Origin of the sequence: Marimonas arenosa, assembly GCF_030848945.1 — a bacterium.
In the GTDB taxonomy this organism is placed as follows: domain Bacteria; phylum Pseudomonadota; class Alphaproteobacteria; order Rhodobacterales; family Rhodobacteraceae; genus Marimonas; species Marimonas arenosa.
Genome location: NZ_JANHAX010000006.1, coordinates 1 through 17839, shown reverse-complemented (window position 1 = coordinate 17839; position 17839 = coordinate 1). Strand labels below are relative to the sequence as shown.

The 17839-nt window shown below is 65.4% G+C and carries 22 protein-coding genes and 1 riboswitch; of the genes, 8 read left to right on the top strand and 14 right to left on the bottom strand.

Going from position 1 to position 17839, the window contains the following annotated elements:
- Window positions 1-7: 7 nt before the first annotated feature.
- Genes NO357_RS17055 through NO357_RS17045 form a run of 3 tightly spaced genes read right to left on the bottom strand, consistent with a single transcriptional unit; the run spans window position 8 to window position 2482 of the window.
- Window positions 8-982 (bottom strand): threonine ammonia-lyase, encoded by a 975-nt coding sequence (locus NO357_RS17055; RefSeq protein WP_306736933.1) that lies wholly within the window; start codon window positions 980-982, stop codon window positions 8-10.
- Window positions 979-1797: an alpha/beta fold hydrolase gene (locus NO357_RS17050; RefSeq protein ID WP_306736932.1), complete on the bottom strand. Its 819-nt coding sequence runs from the start codon at window positions 1795-1797 to the stop codon at window positions 979-981. Before NO357_RS17050 ends, NO357_RS17055 begins: the two co-directional genes overlap by 4 nt.
- Window positions 1775-2482 carry a haloacid dehalogenase type II gene (locus NO357_RS17045; RefSeq protein ID WP_306736931.1) on the bottom strand — a complete coding sequence of 236 codons (708 nt, stop codon included), beginning with the start codon at window positions 2480-2482 and terminating at the stop codon, window positions 1775-1777. Before NO357_RS17045 ends, NO357_RS17050 begins: the two co-directional genes overlap by 23 nt.
- A 168-nt stretch (window positions 2483-2650) precedes the next feature.
- On the opposite strand from NO357_RS17045, the gene NO357_RS17040 reads away from it, so the two are divergent.
- Entirely contained in the window at window positions 2651-3079 is a 429-nt protein-coding gene (locus NO357_RS17040) for an FKBP-type peptidyl-prolyl cis-trans isomerase (protein ID WP_306736930.1), read from the top strand.
- A gap of 55 nt (window positions 3080-3134) precedes the next feature.
- Entirely contained in the window at window positions 3135-3740 is a 606-nt protein-coding gene (locus NO357_RS17035; RefSeq protein ID WP_306736929.1) for a hypothetical protein, read from the top strand.
- 178 nt (window positions 3741-3918) lie between these two features.
- On the opposite strand, the gene NO357_RS17030 is transcribed toward NO357_RS17035, so the two are convergent.
- Window positions 3919-4911: an NADPH:quinone reductase gene (locus NO357_RS17030; RefSeq protein WP_306736928.1), complete on the bottom strand. Its 993-nt coding sequence runs from the start codon at window positions 4909-4911 to the stop codon at window positions 3919-3921.
- Window positions 4912-4996: 85 nt separating this feature from the next.
- Window positions 4997-5422 (bottom strand): iron response transcriptional regulator IrrA, encoded by a 426-nt coding sequence (irrA, locus tag NO357_RS17025; RefSeq protein WP_376744399.1) that lies wholly within the window; start codon window positions 5420-5422, stop codon window positions 4997-4999.
- Window positions 5423-5709: 287 nt separating this feature from the next.
- Here irrA and fabA point away from each other — a divergent pair, with 287 nt between their 5' ends.
- Entirely contained in the window at window positions 5710-6219 is a 510-nt protein-coding gene (fabA, locus tag NO357_RS17020; protein WP_306736926.1) for a bifunctional 3-hydroxydecanoyl-ACP dehydratase/trans-2-decenoyl-ACP isomerase, read from the top strand.
- 92 nt (window positions 6220-6311) lie between these two features.
- On the opposite strand, the gene NO357_RS17015 is transcribed toward fabA, so the two are convergent.
- Together NO357_RS17015 and NO357_RS17010 are read right to left on the bottom strand one after the other, a co-directional pair.
- Window positions 6312-6599: a hypothetical protein gene (locus tag NO357_RS17015; protein WP_306736925.1), complete on the bottom strand. Its 288-nt coding sequence runs from the start codon at window positions 6597-6599 to the stop codon at window positions 6312-6314.
- 141 nt (window positions 6600-6740) lie between these two features.
- Window positions 6741-7625: a sulfotransferase gene (locus NO357_RS17010; protein WP_306736924.1), complete on the bottom strand. Its 885-nt coding sequence runs from the start codon at window positions 7623-7625 to the stop codon at window positions 6741-6743.
- Between the two features lie 213 nt (window positions 7626-7838).
- Between NO357_RS17010 and fabB the strand changes: the two genes are divergently transcribed.
- Window positions 7839-9068 (top strand): beta-ketoacyl-ACP synthase I, encoded by a 1230-nt coding sequence (fabB, locus tag NO357_RS17005; RefSeq protein ID WP_306736923.1) that lies wholly within the window; start codon window positions 7839-7841, stop codon window positions 9066-9068.
- Window positions 9069-9073: 5 nt separating this feature from the next.
- Window positions 9074-9862 carry an enoyl-ACP reductase FabI gene (locus NO357_RS17000; protein ID WP_306736922.1) on the top strand — a complete coding sequence of 263 codons (789 nt, stop codon included), beginning with the start codon at window positions 9074-9076 and terminating at the stop codon, window positions 9860-9862.
- 74 nt (window positions 9863-9936) lie between these two features.
- Here the strand turns inward: NO357_RS17000 and trmB are convergent, their stop codons facing one another.
- Window positions 9937-10650, bottom strand: a complete 714-nt coding sequence (gene trmB, locus NO357_RS16995) for a tRNA (guanine(46)-N(7))-methyltransferase TrmB (RefSeq protein WP_306736921.1) — start codon at window positions 10648-10650, stop codon at window positions 9937-9939.
- A 178-nt stretch (window positions 10651-10828) separates the two neighbouring features.
- On the opposite strand from trmB, the gene NO357_RS16990 reads away from it, so the two are divergent.
- Window positions 10829-11251, top strand: coding sequence for a DoxX family protein (locus NO357_RS16990; RefSeq protein ID WP_306736920.1), 423 nt, complete (start codon window positions 10829-10831; stop codon window positions 11249-11251).
- Between the two features lie 51 nt (window positions 11252-11302).
- On the opposite strand, the gene NO357_RS16985 is transcribed toward NO357_RS16990, so the two are convergent.
- From NO357_RS16985 to ybeY, 5 genes are all read right to left on the bottom strand, one after another.
- The gene (locus tag NO357_RS16985; protein WP_306736919.1) at window positions 11303-11932 is read right to left on the bottom strand and encodes a glutathione S-transferase family protein; all 630 of its coding nucleotides are present in this window, start codon (window positions 11930-11932) and stop codon (window positions 11303-11305) included.
- Between the two features lie 135 nt (window positions 11933-12067).
- Entirely contained in the window at window positions 12068-13234 is a 1167-nt protein-coding gene (metK, locus tag NO357_RS16980; protein WP_306736918.1) for a methionine adenosyltransferase, read from the bottom strand.
- Between the two features lie 6 nt (window positions 13235-13240).
- Window positions 13241-13290: riboswitch (SAM-SAH riboswitch) on the bottom strand.
- A gap of 60 nt (window positions 13291-13350) precedes the next feature.
- Window positions 13351-14898: an apolipoprotein N-acyltransferase gene (gene lnt / locus NO357_RS16975; protein WP_306736917.1), complete on the bottom strand. Its 1548-nt coding sequence runs from the start codon at window positions 14896-14898 to the stop codon at window positions 13351-13353.
- The gene (locus NO357_RS16970) at window positions 14891-15808 is read right to left on the bottom strand and encodes a hemolysin family protein (protein WP_306736916.1); all 918 of its coding nucleotides are present in this window, start codon (window positions 15806-15808) and stop codon (window positions 14891-14893) included. The genes lnt and NO357_RS16970 overlap by 8 nt, the downstream gene beginning before the upstream one ends.
- 35 nt (window positions 15809-15843) lie before the next feature.
- A complete protein-coding gene (ybeY, locus tag NO357_RS16965) occupies window positions 15844-16332 on the bottom strand; it encodes an rRNA maturation RNase YbeY (RefSeq protein WP_306736915.1) in 489 nt (162 codons plus the stop codon).
- A 103-nt stretch (window positions 16333-16435) separates the two neighbouring features.
- Here ybeY and NO357_RS16960 point away from each other — a divergent pair, with 103 nt between their 5' ends.
- On the top strand, window positions 16436-17218 hold the full coding sequence (locus NO357_RS16960; protein ID WP_306736914.1) for a 2OG-Fe(II) oxygenase family protein: 783 nt from the start codon (window positions 16436-16438) through the stop codon (window positions 17216-17218).
- A complete protein-coding gene (locus NO357_RS16955) occupies window positions 17137-17424 on the top strand; it encodes a 2OG-Fe(II) oxygenase family protein (RefSeq protein ID WP_306736913.1) in 288 nt (95 codons plus the stop codon). The genes NO357_RS16960 and NO357_RS16955 overlap by 82 nt, the downstream gene beginning before the upstream one ends.
- Here NO357_RS16955 and NO357_RS16950 read toward each other — a convergent pair.
- On the bottom strand, window positions 17421-17839 hold a 419-nt coding region (locus NO357_RS16950; protein WP_306736912.1), incomplete at its 5' end, for a hypothetical protein. The genes NO357_RS16955 and NO357_RS16950 overlap by 4 nt on opposite strands.

Sequence of the window (17839 nt, the reverse complement as noted above, 5' to 3'; positions counted from 1 at the left end):
CGGGCTGTCAACCGGGCAGGGTGTCGAGTGCACGCCGGAACATGTCTGGGTCGACATTGCCACCGGTGGCCACGACGATCACCGCGTCACCGTCGATCTGATCGGCGTGGAACAGCGCGGCGGCAAGTGACACGGCGCCGCCCGGTTCGAGCACGATCTTCAGCCGCAGGAAAGCCTGCGCCATGGCCCTGAGCGCCTCGTCCTCGCTGACCACGATACCCGGGCCGCAGAGCCGGGCCATGATCGGAAAGGTGAGTTCTCCCGGCGCCGGCGTGATGATCGCGTCGCAGATCGAGCCCGAAAGCCGGGTGTTCGAAACGATCTGGCCGGTGGCGAGCGACCGGGTGGTGTCATCGAACTCTTCCGGCTCGCAGGGCCGCGCGCGCAGGCCGGGCGCGTCGGCCTCGAGCGCCAACGCGATGCCCGAGGTCAGCCCGCCGCCGCCGCAGTTGACCAGCACATCAGCCTTGTCGATACCCTGTTCGCCGGCCTGTTCAGCGATCTCGAGCCCGCAGGTGCCCTGACCCGCGATCACCTGCGGTTCGTCGAACGGTTTGATCAGCGTCAGACCACGCTCTTTAGCCAATCGCGTGCCGATCTTGTCGCGGTCCTCAATGGCGCGGTCGTAGAGCACCACCTCGGCGCCGAGCGCACGGGTGTTGTCGATTTTCAGTTTGGGCGCGTCCGAGGGCATCACGATGACCGACGGCACCCCGTGCAGCGTCGCGGCATGGGCGACGCCCTGGGCGTGGTTGCCGCTGGAAAAGGCGATGACGCCGCGGACGCGGGTGTCGGGATCGAGCGCCGAGACCGCCGACCAGCCGCCGCGGAACTTGAAGCTGCCGGTGTGCTGCAGGCATTCGGTTTTCACGAACAGGCGGCGTCCGGCCAGTTCGTCAAGAAACGGCGAGGACAGTAGCGGCGTGCGGCGGGCGTGGCCCTTGAGGCGGTTGGCGGCGGCGCGGATCATGTCGATATTCATAGGCGGTCAATCCATCTGCGGAGGGCATCGAGGCTTTCGGGCTCGTCGAGATAAGGCACATGACCGCGATCGGGGATCGTGGCTGCGATCATGTCGGGGCGGCGACGCTGCATTTCGGTGAACGTGGTTTCGTGCAGGATGTCCGAGCCCTCGCCGCGGAGCGCGCAGAGCGGCAGGCCGGTCAGCGCGTCGAACAGTGGCCACAGATCGGGCATCGGTTCCGCCGCGGCAGCGAGTACGGCGTCGCGCAGGCCGGGGTCATAGGTGATTTTCAGCCCGTCAGGTGTTTCGTCATAGAGCCGGGTGACTTCTTCGCGGAAGCGGCCGTCGGGGACGTTTCGGAACCCCCGGGTCACCTCGGGCCAGATAGCGAGCAGCGAGTCGTGGGTCTTGTGCGACGGATTGCGACCGACATAGGTTGCGATCAGTTCGAGCCCCTTTGGGTCGATCTCGGGTCCGACATCGTTGAGCGCCACGCCCGACAGACGGTCGCGCGCGATGGCGGCGAGCGTCATCGCGATGAGCCCGCCGCGCGAGGTGCCGAGGATGGCGACCCGTTCCAGCCCGAGATGGTCGAGCAGTTCGAGCACGTCGCGCGCCTCGGTCGGGATGCTGTAAGAGCCCGGATCGGCCCATTGCGACTGGCCGCGGCCGCGGTAATCGAGCCGGATCAGGCGGACCCCGGCGAGGTGCGGTGCGACGAAATCGAAATCGCGCCCGTCGCGGGTGAGACCGGGCAGGCAAAGAAGCGGCAAGCCGCTGCCTTCGTCGGTGAAATGCAGCGATATGCCGTCAGAGGACGTGAAGTTTGCCATAGTTCGGGTCGGCGATCTCGGGAATGGTGGTCAGGTCGTGCAACTCGTGCCGGGGCTGGCCCGGCAGGCGGTCCACCGGCTCGGCCCCACGGTTGACCCAAGCGGTCTCGAACCCGAAGGCGGCTGCACAGGACGCGTCCCACCCGTTGGAGGAGACGAACAGAACCTCGTCCCGGCTGCAGTCGAACCGCTTGGTCACCAGTTCGTAGACCACGCCGGCCGGTTTGAAGATGCCGACGGTTTCCACCGAGAGTACATCGTCGAGCAGGTCGCCGATGCCGGCGGACTGCACCGCGCCGTCCAGCATCGCGGGCGAGCCGTTCGACAGGATCGCAGTGCTGAGGCCCATCTCCCTAAGCTTCGCCAGCATCGCGGGCACTTCCGGAAAGGCGGAAAGTTCCCAGTACAGGTTCAGCAGCCGCTGGCGCAAGGCCGGGTCATCGAGTTTGCAGGCCTCCATTGCCCAGTCGAGCCCGTCCTGGGTGACGGCCCAGAAATCGGTGTGATCCCCGGTCACGGCCCTGAGCCAGGTGTATTGCAGTTGTTTCGTGCGCCAATGTGCGGCGAGTTGCGGCCAGAGATCGGCGAGCGCTTCGCCACCGGGCTCGGCCGCGGCTTCGCGGGCGGCGGCGGCAACATCGAACAGCGTACCATAGGCATCGAAAACACAGGCTTTGATCGGCATGGCGGCTCTCCCTTTCGTCGGCACGTTGACATGGGGGCGGGCCGGGGAAAAGGGCAAAAGGGCGGAAGTGACGCGGGTCTTCGGTTTGCAATGCACCCCTGTGCCCGTTAGGTTCGGCCCTCATTGACACGCAAACGCGACGACGCGCGGCATGAAAGGAACGATCTTATGAGCCAGGTCAAACAGGGCGATACCGTGAAAATCCATTATACCGGCACGCTGGCCGATGGCTCGGTGTTCGATTCCAGCGAGGGCCGCGATCCTCTGGAGTTCACTTTTGGCTCCGGCCAGGTGATCCCGGGGCTCGAGGCTGGCATGCAGGGCATGTCCCTCGGCGAAAAGCGGACCGTCGAGGTGCCGGCCGATCAGGCTTATGGCCCGGTCCATGACGAGGCCCGCCAGGCGGTGCCGCGCGCCGATATCCCCGAGGAAGTGCCGATCGAGGTGGGCACCCAGGTTCATGCCCACAACGAGCAGGGCCAGGTGATGACGCTGACCATTTTCGAGGTGACCGACAGCCATGTGGTGCTCGACGCCAATCACCCGCTGGCGGGCAAGGATCTGACCTTCGCCGTCGAACTGGTGTCGATCGGCTGACGCGCTGCACCGGACTGTGCTAGCCTGCCGGGCAGAACCTGCGCGGGAGGCAGCCATGGCCGAGCAAAAATCCGTAATCGACACGATCCTGGAGCGCATGCGGGTGCTGCAGGACGAACTGGAAGAGGAAGTCGCCCGCCGCGGGGCCGCTTTCCGTTACCGGCTGGTCAATGGCCGGGTGGTATTCGAAGACGAAATCCGGCGGCAGCACCGTCGCTTCCGGGTGCGGCTGTGGACCTTCCTGAAGGCTACCCGGCCGCTGGTGGTGCTGAGCGCTCCGGTAACCTATGGGCTGATCGTGCCGCTGGTGTTGCTCGACCTGTTCACGGCGCTGTACCAGGCGATCTGTTTCCCGGTCTACGGCATCCCCAAGGTGAAGCGGCGCGACCACATCCGGATCGACAGGCACCACCTCGCCTATCTAAACGGGCTGCAGAAACTCAATTGTGTCTATTGCGGCTATGCCAACGGCCTGATCGCCCATGCCCGCGAGGTGGCGGCCCGGACCGAGGCCTATTGGTGCCCGATCAAGCATGCCGGTGCGGTGAAGGAGCCGCATCGGCACTACCCCGGCTTTCTCGACTATGGCGATGCCGAGAGGTTCAGGGCGGGACTCGAGGACTCGCGCGCCGATCTAGGAGAAGATTCGACAGGCACCTGATCCGAAGCCGATGTCTGCGGGGTCACAGGATCTGCGTGCCGGTGCCTGCCGGCCGGGACACGCAGCCGGTGCGCTAGGCCGACCGGGCGCCCTGTCCGTCGCGACGGCCCGTGACGGGCGCGGACATGGGCGCCAGCCCCCGCACTCCCGAGGTATTCGCGGTCAGATCAAGAGCGGATCAGCTGCAATCGATCAGGATCGCGCCGTGCCGGCCGGCGCGTTCGACGGCTTCATGCGCTTGCGCGGTGTCTTCGAGGGCGTAGGTCGCATGGATGCGCGACGTAAGTGCGCCGCTGCTGAGCGCGTCGTGGATCTGGGCGATGCGTGCGCGCCGTTCCTCCGGCGGCAGGATGTAAATCAGTGAAATATCGATCTTCAGCGCTTTGAAGAGCAGCGGGCCAAAGGGAAGCGTAGGCGACATGTCGAGCGCCGAACCGTAAGCGGCGATGGTGCCCAACGGGCGCATCACCTGCGCCAGCAGCTCGATATTGGCGCCGAATTCGCACTCTACGGCACGGTCGATGCCGGCGCCGGCAGTGACGTCGAGGATATCCCGGGCGAGGGCGTCGGACCCGTAGTCGAGCACATGCGCGGCGCCCGCCGCGCGGGCATCGTCACCCGAGCGCCCCGAGCCGACAGTGGCGATGACCCGCGCCCCGCCCCAGACCGCAAGCTGGATGGCGAGATGACCGACCGAGCCGCCACCACCCGAGATCAGCAGGGTCTGCCCCGCGACCGAGCCGCCGCCGAACACCGTCTGGGCCGCAGTGAGTGCCGGGATGCCGAGCGTGGCGCCGGTGTCGAAGGAGACCCCGTCGGGCAGCGGCACCGCCTGGTCAGCCGGCAGCACGATGTGACTGGCGGCAGTACCATGCGGCCGCTGCCACTGGCCGTTCCAGATCCAGACGCTCTGCCCGATGCGGGTATCGTCGACGCCCGTGCCCACGGCTTCGACTACGCCGGCGCCATCGGAATGCGGGATGATCAACGGATAGGGTGGCTCGGTCACGCCGGGGCGCGATCCGGCGCGGGCCTTGACGTCGGACGGGTTCACGCCCGATCGGTGCAGCCGCACCAGCACTTCGCCGGCGGCGGGATTGGGCGTCGGCATGTCACGAAGCTTCAGCACATCGGCGGCGGGGCCGAATGTCGTATAGGCAATGGCGCGCATAGGAGGGTCTCGCTGTTTGCGTCAGGGGGAACTGGCGGCGGGGCCGGATTCTACGGGGGCACGGCGGGACGCTCCCGCCTTATGCTCAGGTCCGGCGCAGCCGGATGACGACGTCAACCGATGCGACCTCGGCGCCTGCGGGGGCGGCCGGCAGGTTGGTGATCTGCATCCGCTCGTCGGAAGCATCGGTCAGCTCGCCGCTGTCTTCCCAGAAAAAATGCGGATGCTCGGTGGTGTTGGTGTCGAAATAGCTCTTGGTGCCGTCGACCGTGATCTCGCTCATCAGCCCGGCATCGCAGAAGGCCCGCAACGTGTTGTAGACCGTGGCAAGCGAGACTTTCTCGCCGGCCCGGCGGGCGGCGTCAAACAGGCTTTCGGCTGTGACGTGGCGGTGCTGCCCGTCGCCCACTAGAAGCGTCGCCAGGGCCAGCCGCTGCCGCGTCGGGCGCAGGCCGGCATGCGAGAGCCAGTCGCTGCTACGTTTCTGGGCGGTTTTCTGCATGTCACTCATCGATCGCGCGGTTTCTCAAAGGTCGGCACAGTTTACAGAGACTTGGCGGGTTTTCAAATAGAAAGACAGGTTTCCGGAGGAGCCGCGGTCCGGGTGCCATGCCGCGGCGTCGGCCGGCACGGGTGGTGTGCGACCGACCGGGCAGAGGGATTGGGGCCGGACTGCGCGGCCGACCGGTCTACTTGGTGCCAGGTGCGGCAAGTCCGGCAATCCCGGACGAGGCTATTGCCACCCCGTCGCGGCCGGTGCTAGAGGGAGACGACACTCATGACAGGACCCGGTTTCGCATGGCCCAATACCCGAGCAGTTTCTCGAAAGAAGATCTTCTGAAATGCGCCCGCGGCGAGCTTTTCGGGCCCGGCAATGCGCAGCTGCCGGAACCGCCGATGCTGATGATGGACCGGATTACCGACATCTCGGCCGAGGGCGGGTTGCATGGCAAGGGCCATGTTCTGGCCGAGTTCGACATCACCCCCGACCTGTGGTTCTTCGCCTGCCACTTTCCCGGCAACCCGATCATGCCAGGCTGTCTGGGGCTCGACGGGCTGTGGCAGCTGACCGGATTCAATCTCGGCTGGCGCGGCTGGACCGGGCGCGGCTACGCCCTCGGCGTGGGCGAAGTGAAGCTCAAGGGCATGGTACGACCTGACCGCAAAATGCTGACCTACAAGGTGGATTTCACCAAGGCGGTGCAGACCCGGCGGCTGACCATGGGTGTCGCCGACGGCATCGTCGAGGCCGACGGCGAGGTCATCTATGAGGTCAAGGACATGAAGGTCGCCCTCAGCGAAAGCTGAACCGTACCACGAGCCTGGACCACCTGCGGCAGGACCGCGCAGCAACGGCCTTCCGGCTGGCGTGTGCCGTTTGTTCGTCCGCGCCGACGGCCCTACAACAGGAAGTCGTCAGGACCGATCAGGTCGGGCGGCACGTTATCGTCCCAGGTGGGTTCGTCCTGCCGTGGGTCGTTACGGCTCGCGTTGCGGATGGCCGCAGCCTGCACCGCCTCGATCGCGCGGTCGAGATGTTCGATCGCATGGTTGTAGGCGTTCGGGTTGTTGAGGTGCTGCGAGGCCGCGCGCACGGCATGGTCGTTTGCAATGGTCAGACCATTGAAAGGTGAATTTTCGTCATCGATTGTGAAGAACTCGAATCCGATCAAGGCGTCTTCAGGCATGTCCTAATCCTCCCTTAAATTTCTTGCCGAATTGGTGCCATGTCCGCTCTGGAAAAGTCGGAGTAAAGCAACCAGTAACAAATCACAGCATACACGATACGGCCCCACCTGGGAATGTCGAGTAAGGTATTCCGGACGCGTTCAACCAGACCAGAGCTTCGGAACCGCGTCGCCGAAACGTTCCCGGCAGAACGCATATTGCGGCGCCAGACGTCTAGTCAGGGCGTCGCGCGCCGCCTCGGGAAGCGGCAGTTTTACCGTGGTCTCGTTCCTCGGTTCGGTGGGCTTGCCAGGGGAAAAAGACGCGCCGGCGAAGGCGCAGAGACGATGCAGGGCAGCGGCGTCGAACAAGGTCTCGTAGAAAAGATAGAGCAGGTCGGCGGAGGGAAAGATCTGATCGAGCGCCGAGACGACGCCCCGGTAATCCGCCCGCGCCGTCAGGGCGGCGGAGTCCAGAGCTTTGGGCCATGTATTGGCAATATCGTTGGCCGGGTTCATCTGCTGCAGGTGTCGGAGCTGCGACCAGTAGCGATCAACCGGATCGCGCATGAGAAACAGGATTCTAAGCCGCACCCCCTGCGAGGCGCAAAAAGCTTTCATATAGGCAAACCCCTCGGGCCCGATCACGGAATAGGCCGGTGTGATGTCGCAGAGGCAGCGCGTCCGACCCGTGCAGAGCCGGGAAAAATGCCCGAAATAGGCATTGTCGTCATAGATCATCTGTACCCGGTCGACGCTTGCCTGAAAGGTCGGGCGCTGGCGCAGATTGGCCACGGCCTCGCCTGTCTGGTCGAGGTGAAACGCCAGCCGGGACAGGGCGAACGCGTCGGTGTCTCCCAACGCGTTGCCAGCAAACCTGGCGTTGAAAAAGTGCAGCTCCTTGAGCGGGGAGACGACGACCCCGGGCAGCGCGCCGAGGTAGTGATGCAGCCAACTTGTTCCGCATTTGGCCGCACCAACGCAGATGAGAAAGGTCTTGCCCTCCAACTCGGGGTAACGTCTCAGCGTTACGGTACGGTCTGCCATGTGACCCGCGACGTCATGCCGACGGCGCCCTCCTCTTGCATCCGTGTTCCGGTCGTCAGCCACGACCGACCGGACCTCTGTGTCAGGCTGCCACAGCGCGCGCCACGGCTCAATGGCATGGCGGCCTGAGACGCCCTGACGCGCGGCGCCCAATCGTCTTGCACCCCGGGCCTGCCATGCCCTACAAGTCCTTGAGACATTTAGGGAGGCAATATGCGCCGCGTCGTCGTCACCGGGCTGGGGATCGTCTCCAGCATTGGCAACAACTCCGAAGAGGTCATCGCTTCGCTCAAGTCCGGAAGGTCTGGAATAAGCCCCAACGCGGACATGGTCGAACACGGCTTTCGCAGCCAGGTGGCCGGGGCCATTGACCTCGACCCCGCCGCGCATGTCGACAAGCGCACGCTGCGCTTCATGGGGCCGGGGGCGGCCTATGCCCATATCGCCATGGGGCAGGCGATTGCCGATGCCGGTCTGGAAGAGGCCGACATCGTCAACCCGCGCACCGGGCTTGTGGCCGGGTCGGGCGGGCCGTCGACCTCGGCCATGCTGACGGCGCATCAGACCGTTCTAAAGACCGGAGCCACCAAGCGGATCGGGCCGTTCGCAGTGCCGAAATGCATGAGCTCGACGATCTCGGCCAATCTCGCCACCGCCTACAGGATCAAGGGCATCAACTATTCAATCACCTCGGCCTGCTCGACCTCGCTGCATTGCATCGGCAATGCCGCGGAACAGATCATGCTGGGCAAGCAGGACGTGATGTTCGCCGGTGGCGGTGAAGAGCTCGACTGGACGCTCAGCTGCCTGTTCGATGCCATGGGAGCGATGTCGAGCAAGTACAACGACACCCCAGAGAAGGCCAGCCGGGCCTTCGATGCCGATCGCGACGGATTCGTGATTTCCGGCGGTGGCGGCATCGTCGTGCTGGAAGAATTGGAACGCGCCAAGGCGCGGGGCGCCAGGATCTATGCCGAGGTGACGGGATTTGCGGCGACATCCGATGGCCATGACATGGTGGCGCCCTCGGGTGAGGGCGGCGAACGGGCGATGCGGCTGGCATTGGAAATGCTGCCCGAAGGTCGCAGCGTGAGCTACATCAACGCCCACGGCACCTCGACCCCGGTCGGTGACGTCGGCGAGGTCGAGGCGGTGCGCCGGGTGTTTGGCGCGGGCAACGTGCCGCCGATCAGCTCGACCAAGTCGATGACCGGTCACGCCCAGGGCGCGGCCGGGGCGCTCGAGGCGATCTTCTGCCTGCTGGCGCTCGACAAAGATTTCATCATCCCGTCGATCAATGTCGACACGCTCGACCCGGCCATCAATCCGGGCGAGGTGGCGACGCAACTGGTGGAGAATGCCGGGCTCGACTCGGTGATGACCAACTCCTTCGGCTTCGGTGGCACCAATGGGTCGATGATTTTGTCTAGGTATTTGGGATAAAAAACATGGGCGAGCGGATGAACGGCAAACGCGGGCTGATCATGGGGGTCGCGAACGACCGCTCAATCGCATGGGGGATTGCCAGGGCCATGGCCGAGGCCGGGGCGGAGCTGGCCTTTACCTATCAGGGCGAGGCCTTCGGCAAGCGGGTGCTGCCGCTCGCGCAGTCGCTGGGCTCGGATTTCATCGTCGATGTCGACGTCACCGACGACGCCTCGCTTGATACCGCGTTTTCACAGCTGACCGAGCGCTGGGACCGGCTCGATTTCCTGGTGCACGCCATCGCCTACTCCAACAAGGACGAGTTGACCGGGCGGTTCCTCAACACCAGCCGCGAGAATTTCAAGAACTCGCTCGACATTTCCTGCTATTCCTTCATCGAGGTCGCCCGCCGCGCCGAGCCGATGATGACCGACGGCGGCACACTGCTGACGCTGACCTACCAGGGCTCGAACCGGGTGGTGCCGAACTACAACGTGATGGGCGTGGCCAAGGCGGCGCTCGAGGCGACGGTGCGTTATCTCGCCAACGATCTCGGGCCGCAGGGCATCCGGGTGAACGCGATTTCTCCGGGGCCGATGAAGACGCTTGCCGGGGCGGCCATTGGCGGGGCGCGCAAGACCTTCCGGCACACCGAGGAGAATGCCCCGCTGCGCTCGAACGCCACGCTCGAGGCGGTGGGCGGCACCGCAGTTTACCTCGCCTCGGACGACGGCTTGTTTACCACCGGCGAGATTGTTCGCGTCGATGGCGGTTACCACGTGCTGGGCATGCCGCAGCCGGACCATCTTTGATCCGATCGGTCGCGGGCGGAATGCGAGGCCTCTTGCCGGTTCGCCTTGATACGGGCTGATCAAAGCCTGACGGATCAGTGGCGCCGGAATGTCAGGTAGTGCGGCACCCGGCCTTCGCGCAGGGCCTTCTGCTCGTAGCGGGTGGAAATCCAGTCACCCCAGGCCTCGCGCCAGTCCGAGGGCCGTTCGGCCAGCCAGTCGAACCCGAAGCGTGGAACCTGCTCAAGCGTCTGACGGACATAGTCGGGAATATCCGTTGCCACCCGGAAAATGGCGCCGGGTTTCAGCACCCGGGCCAGTGGCTCGAGGTGCTCGGGCGTCACGAAACGGCGGCGATGGTGTTTTTTCTTCGGCCAGGGGTCGGGGTAAAGCAGGAAGGCGCGGGCAATCGAGGCGTCGGGCAGCACGTCGAACAGGTCGCGCACGTCGCCGGGATGGATGCGGATGTTGTCGCAGTCCGCGTTCCGAATTTTTCCCAACAGCATGGCGACGCCGTTGATGTAGGGCTCGGCCCCGATGATGCCGATATCGGGATTTTGCACGGCCTGGTGCACCATGTGCTCGCCGCCGCCGAACCCCACTTCCAGCCAGACCTCGCGGCCACCGAACAGCGCCGCAAGATCAAGCGGCGCGCGGTCAGGGTTCTCGTCCCAGCCCACCGGCCCGGGCGAGAGCCGTCCGAGGTCTTCCTCGAGATAGGCCTCTTGGCTAGGCCGTAGCCCCTTGCCTTTGATGCGGCCATAGAAATTGCGCCAGGGCGCGCCGGACTGGTGATTGGATTTGCTCATGGCTGCCTCCTACTGCCCGGGGGAGCGGGTTTCAACCGTTCCTGACACGCCGGGCGCGGCGTTGCGCCTATCTCTGCATTTTTGCACACAGCTTGTCGAATTTGTGGGAATGGTTCAACTGCGAGCAAAACGCCATGTATCGGGCACAAGAACACACAGGAACAGGACGGAGTTTCCGATGACACAGTTTCAGACCTATGCCGCGCCCGTTGGCCGGCTTTTCCTCGCCTTCATCTTCATCATGGCCGGGGCCCAGAAGATCGCCGGTTACGAAGGCACCCAGGGCTACATGGAAATGATGGGCGTGCCCGGCGCGTTGCTGCCTCTCGTCATTCTGACCGAGCTCGGCGGCGGCATCGCGCTGCTGCTCGGCTGGCAAGCGCGGTTGGTGGCCTTCCTGCTGGCCGGCTTCACGCTGCTGTCAGGGTTGATCTTCCACTATCTGCCGTCGCTGGGCATGGAAGGCATGGAGGCGCAAATGCAGATGATCAGCTTCATGAAGAACGTCTCGATCGCTGGTGGCATGCTAATGGTGGTGGCGCTGGGAGCCGGGGCCTGGTCGCTGGACAACCGGCAGCCTTTGACGCAGCCGGCCGAGTGAGGCACGGCTTTCAGCCTAAAGAGAAAAGGCCCCGGTCGCGGGGCCTTTTCTTTACAGGGACGCGCTCGGGCGGGTCTTGACCCGGCCGAACCAGGCCTGCGTTGCTTCATTGTCTTCGGGAATACGGGCGCGGATGACCCGGGCGAAATCGGTGAAGACAAAGGCGGTGATGTCGGCCATCGAGAACGCGTCGCCCGCCAGCCATGGGCTTTGTTGAAGCCTGGCCTCGAGAAGCGCGAAGAAGGCTTCGACCCGGCGCCGGCCACGTTCGGCCAGTTCCGGAATTTGTTCAAGGTCGAGCGGACCGGGCAGCGCCCGTCCCTTCATCGCTGGGTGGGCATTGCGGAAGGCTTCTGCAACAGCCGTGCCGCCCTGCTGTTCGGAGATCGTGTTCCACATCGCCACCCGGCCCTTTTCGTCAGGATCCCGCCCCAGAAGAGGCGGCTCGGGGAAGCGGGCTTCGAGATACGCGGCGATGGCAGTGTTTTCGGTCAATGCGCTGCCTTCGTCGGTGACCAGGACCGGCAGGGTAGCGCGTTGATTGATCTTGAGGAAATCTTCAGAGAATTGCTCACCATCAGCAATGCTGATGTTTCGGGTTTCGATCTCCAACCCCTTCTCTGCGATGAACATTCGCGCCCGGCGTGGGCTGGGGGCGGTGGAGCAGTCGTAGAAGATCATCGGCGCTCTCCGTGGCGGCAAAAGGGCGATGACGAGGAGTTTTGCGGCAGGCGGTGGGCGGGGCAAGCACGACCCGGCGTCAAATGAGCGACGCCGCCCCGGGGGGCGGCGTCGTGCCCGGTGATATGGGCGGGATCAGACCGCGCCTTTCAGCGCCTCGACCAGATCGGTCTTTTCCCAGCTAAAGCCGCCCTGTTCGTCGGGCTGCCGGCCGAAATGGCCGTAGGCCGCTGTGCGCTGGTAGATCGGCTTGTTGAGGCCGAGATGGGTGCGGATCGCACGCGGGGTCAGGTCCATCACCTCGCGGACGGCTTTCTCCAGCGCCTCGTCACTGACCTGGCCGCTGTTATGGGTGTCGATGAAGATCGACTGCGGCTCAGCCACGCCGATGGCATAGGAAAGCTGCAGCGTGCAGCGGTCCGCCAGCCCGGCCGCGACGATGTTCTTTGCGAGATAACGCGCGGCGTAGGCCGCTGAACGGTCGACCTTGGTCGGATCCTTGCCCGAGAAGGCGCCGCCGCCATGCGGCGCGGCCCCGCCATAGGTGTCGACGATGATCTTGCGCCCGGTCAGGCCGGCATCGCCATCGGGGCCACCGATGACGAATTTTCCGGTCGGATTGACGTGCCAGACGGTTTGCTTGGTGATCCAGCCTTCCGGCAGGATCTTGCGGATATAGGGCTCGACGATTGCGCGCACGTCGTTTGACGTCAGATCGGGATCTAGGTGCTGGGTCGACAACACAATCGAGGTGACATCGACCGGTTTGCCGTCGACATAGCGCACCGAAAGCTGCGATTTCGCATCTGGCCCCAGCTTGGGCTCGGCGCCGGATTTGCGCACTTCGGCCAGGCGGCGCAGGATGGCGTGGGCATACTGGATCGGCGCCGGCATCAGCGCCTTGGTCTCATTGACGGCATAGCCGAACATGATGCCCTGATCGCCGGCACCTTCGTCCTTGTCCTCATCGGCGTCCACGCCCTGGGCGATGTCGGCGGACTGGGCGTGCAGGTAGCTGTTGACCTTCATGTTGGCCCAGTGAAACCCCTCCTGCTCGTAGCCGATATCCTTGACGCAGTCGCGGGCGATCTCTTCGACCCGCTTGATCACCGCGCCGGGACCGCGCACCTCGCCGCCGATCACCACCCGGTCGGTGGTGGCGAAGGTTTCACAGGCCACGCGGGCGTGCGGGTCTTCGCTGAGAAAGGCGTCGAGGACGGCGTCGGAAATCCGGTCGCAGACCTTGTCGGGGTGGCCTTCGGACACCGATTCCGAAGTAAAAACGTAGTTTTTTCTGGTCATGAGAAATGCTCCATTGGGGTCTTGCCCGCCACGCCAGGAAGCCGTTGTGGGGGCGATTGCGTCTGGTTACGCGTGCGGTTGCGGCGGGTCAATGGAAAAAGGCGGCGACAACCGCTTCAATCGGGCCGGTGCGGGGCCGGCGACCGCCGGCGGGCGATGGCGCCGAGCCCGAGGCCGATCACCACCAGCGCCAGCACCGGCCAGTCGCCGCTGCGGGCATAAGGCGTCGGCGGCAGGGCGGCGGGCAACCCGGCGTCGGCGAAGCCGGCCTGGCCGAGCGGTATCCGGTTGAGGATCTCGCCGCGAGGACCGATCATCGCCGAGACGCCGGTATTGGCCACCCGCAGCATCGGCAGGCCCTGTTCGATGGCGCGCATCCGGGCTTGTTGCAGGTGCTGGAAGGGCCCGGAGAACTGCCCGAACCAGGCGTCGTTGGTCAATTGCAGCAGCAGTCGGGGCCGGGCCGGGGCGGCGGCCACATCCTGCGGGAACACCGCCTCGTAACAGATCAGCGGCAGGGCCGGGCCGATCCCGGGCAGCTCGATCAGCCGCGGACCCGGGCCGGCGGAATAGCCGAAACCGTCGCGCGCGGCGAGCCCGGCGATGCCGAAACCGGCCGCCATGTCGCCAAAGGGGACATACTCGCCGAAGGGCACGAGATGATGTTTGTCGTATTGCGCCGCAACCTGGCCGTTGGCGTCGAGCAGTATTGCGGTGTTGTAGAGCCGCGGCCCGTCGAACCGACGCAGGCCGAGCACCACGGGCGTGCCGGCTGCGGTGTCCGCGATCATCTCGAGCGGCCGGCCGGCGTTTTCCAACGCCCAGGGAATCGCGGTTTCGGGCCAGACGATCAGGTCCGGATCGGGTCCGGTGCCGGACTTCGCGGTGAAGTCGAGCTGGCGGTTGAAGAAGGTCAGGACGTGGTCGGGATCCCATTTCTGGTGCTGCAACGCGTTGGGCTGGATCATGCGGATGACGGGCGCCTCGGGGCCGGGTGGCAGCGGCCGGGCCAGATGCGCGCCAAGCGCGATCAGCCCGGCATAGAGCGCCAGCATCGGCAGCGCCTTGGTCCAGGCCGGGGTGCCGAGCCGCCACAGCGACACGGCCACCGCCAGCGCCGCGGCGGTCAGGCCGTGCGGACCCACGTAAGCGGCGTATTGCGCCGCCGGGCTGGCGGCCCAGACATAGCCGATCAACGCCCAGGGGAAGCCGGTGAGGACATAGCTGCGTAAAAGCTCGGCCCCGGTCAGCGCCGCGACCCAGGTCAGCGCCCGCCCGCCCAGCCGATGGGCAAGCATGCTCGCCCCGCCCCAGAACAATGCCAGCCCGCCGGAAAGAAACGCTAGGGCGAACGGCGCCATCCAGCCATGGCGGGCGAAGTCGACGAAGAACGGCTCGACGATCCAGAACAACGCCATGGCGAAATAGCCGGTTCCGCCGGCCCAGCCGATCCAGAAGGCGGGCCAGGGGCCGCGCGCCACGCGCGACAGGGTGAACAGCCCGGTGAGCCCCAGCAAGCCCAACGGCCAGAGGTTGAACGGCGCCTGGGCCAGCGCCGCCACCGCGCCCGCCAGCGCGGCCGCCAGCATCAGGCGGCGGAGGAAGACCGATTGCGCCCGGGCCTCGAACCGCGTGACAAGGCTCGGGCGGTCCGGCTCAGGCATCGATGGATTTCGGCAAACGCACCCGCAGCCGCTTGATCCGGCGCGGATCGGCGTCGATCACTTCGAACTCGGTGCCATCGGGATGTTTGATCACCTCGCCGCGCACCGGCACCCGGCCGCAAAGCATGAAGACCAACCCGCCCAGAGTGTCGATCTCTTCCTCGTCGACCGCCTCGTGACCGGTCAGCGAATGGCCGGCCGCGGTTTCGAACTCGTCCAGCGGGGTCTTGGCCTGGGCCATCCAACTGCCGTCCTTGTTCTCCGAGAACAGCTGGTCCTCTGCCTGGTCGTGCTCGTCTTCGATTTCGCCGAGGACCTGTTCGATCAGGTCCTCGATCGTGACCAGCCCGTCGACGCCGCCATATTCGTCGATCACCAGGGCGAGGTGCCGGCGTTCGGCCTGCATCTTGGCCAAAAGCACGCCGATCGGCATCGAAGGCGGCACGAACAGCAACGGCCGCAGCATTTTCTTCAGCGCAAATCCACCCTTGGCAGTGCCATTGAAGCCATATTGCAGCGCAAAATCCTTGAGATGCGCCATCCCCAGCGGGGTGTCGAGCGTGTCCTGGTAGACCGGCAGGCGGCTGAAACCGCTGTCGCGGAAGACCTGCACCAGCTCGTCACGGGTGATGGTCGCCGGGATCGAGACGATCTCGGCCTTGGGGATCATCACGTCCTCGACGGCCATGCGGCGCAGGTTGAGCAGACCAGGCGCGGCAGGGGCTTCCCGTTCCGGGGGCACGTGATCGGTGGTTTCTTCTATGTCGGAGGGGTTGAGCGCCCCAAAGATACGGCGCAGCAATCCGCTGCCTGACTGGGTATCCGGCGCGTCGCCGGGGTCACCATTTTCTGCCTGAGTGTCCCGCGCGCCCTGCGCCGCGGGAGACGACCCGTCGATGTTATCGCCCATCTGTCCTTATCCAAAAGCAGGGTCCTCGCCCTGCATCATGCCTCTCTATATGGGTCAGCGATGCCCAGTTTGCCAAGTATGGCGGTTTCCAGCGCTTCCATCAAAGTGGCATCGCGGTCACGGATGTGATCGTACCCCAGAAGATGCAGGATCCCGTGAACCACCAGATGGCTGACGTGATCGTCCATCTCAATGCCTTGCGCGCCGGCTTCGCGGGCGCAGATGTCATAGGCGATGGCGATGTCTCCAAGCTCCATGTCGCGTGGAGGCTCCGGTGGTGCACCGTCTGTATCGGCGCCGCGCTGTTCCGATGGCCAACTCAGCACGTTGGTCGGTTGCGGCTTGTTTCGGAAATCGGCATTGAGTGCGGCGATGCGGGCATCGTCGCAGGCCAGGAGCGATACCTCGCAGGCCACCGGATCGAGTCCGAGATGCGTCAGAGTCGCCTCTGCCGCGCGTGCGGCCAGCCGGTCCAACCCCGTCGCCTGCCAGCGCGCGTCCTCGATGATGACCTCGATGCCCATGTCCGCTCCATAGCCCGTGCCGGACGTGAGGGACAGGGGAAAGCGCTTGACCGCCGCGGGGGTCTCACGGTGATTGAAAAATCCTCAGGGAATGGGCGCGACGATGACGACGCAAAACAGGGGCGGCTCCCGGCAGGTCAGCCCCCGGAACTGGGCGGTGGCCACGTTGGCAGGGCTGGCTTCGCTGCAGACCGAAGTGGTGCCCCTGGCGACGGCGACATCGGCGCTGGCCGAACAAGCCGGCGAAGCCGGCGAGGCCGGGATCGAGATGAGCCAGGGACTTGCGGCCTGTCTGACGCGGTTCGACTATTTCGAAGGCACCTACCGGATCGCGGCGCTGACCGGGGCCGAGCTTTTACGCAGCTATGTCCTCACCGGCTTCCCCTGGGCGTTGAGGCTATGTCTGGGCCGCCAGCCCGGCGGCGCAATACGCCGCTTACGTGGGTCCGCACGGCCTGACCGCCGCGGCGCTGGCGGTGGCCGTGTCGCTGTGGCGGCTCGGCACCCCGGCCTGGACCAAGGCGCTGCCGATGCTGGCGCGCACCTGGCCCGGCCGCTGCCACCCGACCGCGAGGCGGTGCTGGAGAAAGTCAGAAGGGCGCTGCTGGCGCATCCGCTGTTTCAGGCGGTGGCATGTCCCAAGGGGTTTTCCGGCATGGTGCTGTCGCGCACCGAAGGCGGCGGCGAATACGGCAACCACATCGACAATGCCTTGATGACGGGCGGGCGTGCTGACATGTCCTTCAAGATTTTCCCTCTCTGCCAGAGGTTTACGAAGGTGGCGCGCTCTGTATCTCGGACCGGGTGGAAGATCGGACGTTTAAGCTCGGCCAGGGTGAGGCGGTGGTCTATCCCGCTGACACGCTGCACCGGGTCGAGTCGGTGACCGAGGGCGTGCGGCTGGCGATTACCGGCTGGGCAACGAACTGGGTGCGCGACCCACGCCAGCGCGACATCCTGTTCGACCTCTGGCAGGCACTCCGCCGAGCCGAGGCCGCCGGCGACGGAAAAACAGGTGCGGCTCGTTTCCAAAACGCGCTCGAACCTTCTGCGGATGCGGGCCGTATGACCAGGGCAGGCGGTTCGGTCTAAATCATCATCTCATCCAGCAGCGTCTCGTCGTCCGGTTCTTCCTCAGGCAGTGCTGCTTCCAGCGTGCCGGTGGTATCGAGAAACAGTGCCGCCATCAGGGGGTCTTCGGCGGGCAGGGGCGCGAAACTTCCGTCGGGCAAGGTTTCGAAGCGCAGGTCCTCCGGCACCGCCGGGCTGCCGTCCTCCGGCGTGGCGACGCGGGTGATCTCGTAGACATGGTCCTCGTTCTGGTCCCAGGCGTCGTGATAACTCGGCACGAACCAGTCCTGCGGCGCGATATCGCCGGTATCGGGGTCGATGACGAAAAGCTGGGCGTCCGGTCCCGCGAGGCTGTAGACCATGCCGCCGGCAGTCGGATCGGTGGGCGTGCCCGGGTCGACCGGCTCCGTGGGATCGGTGGGATCGGTCGGGTCGG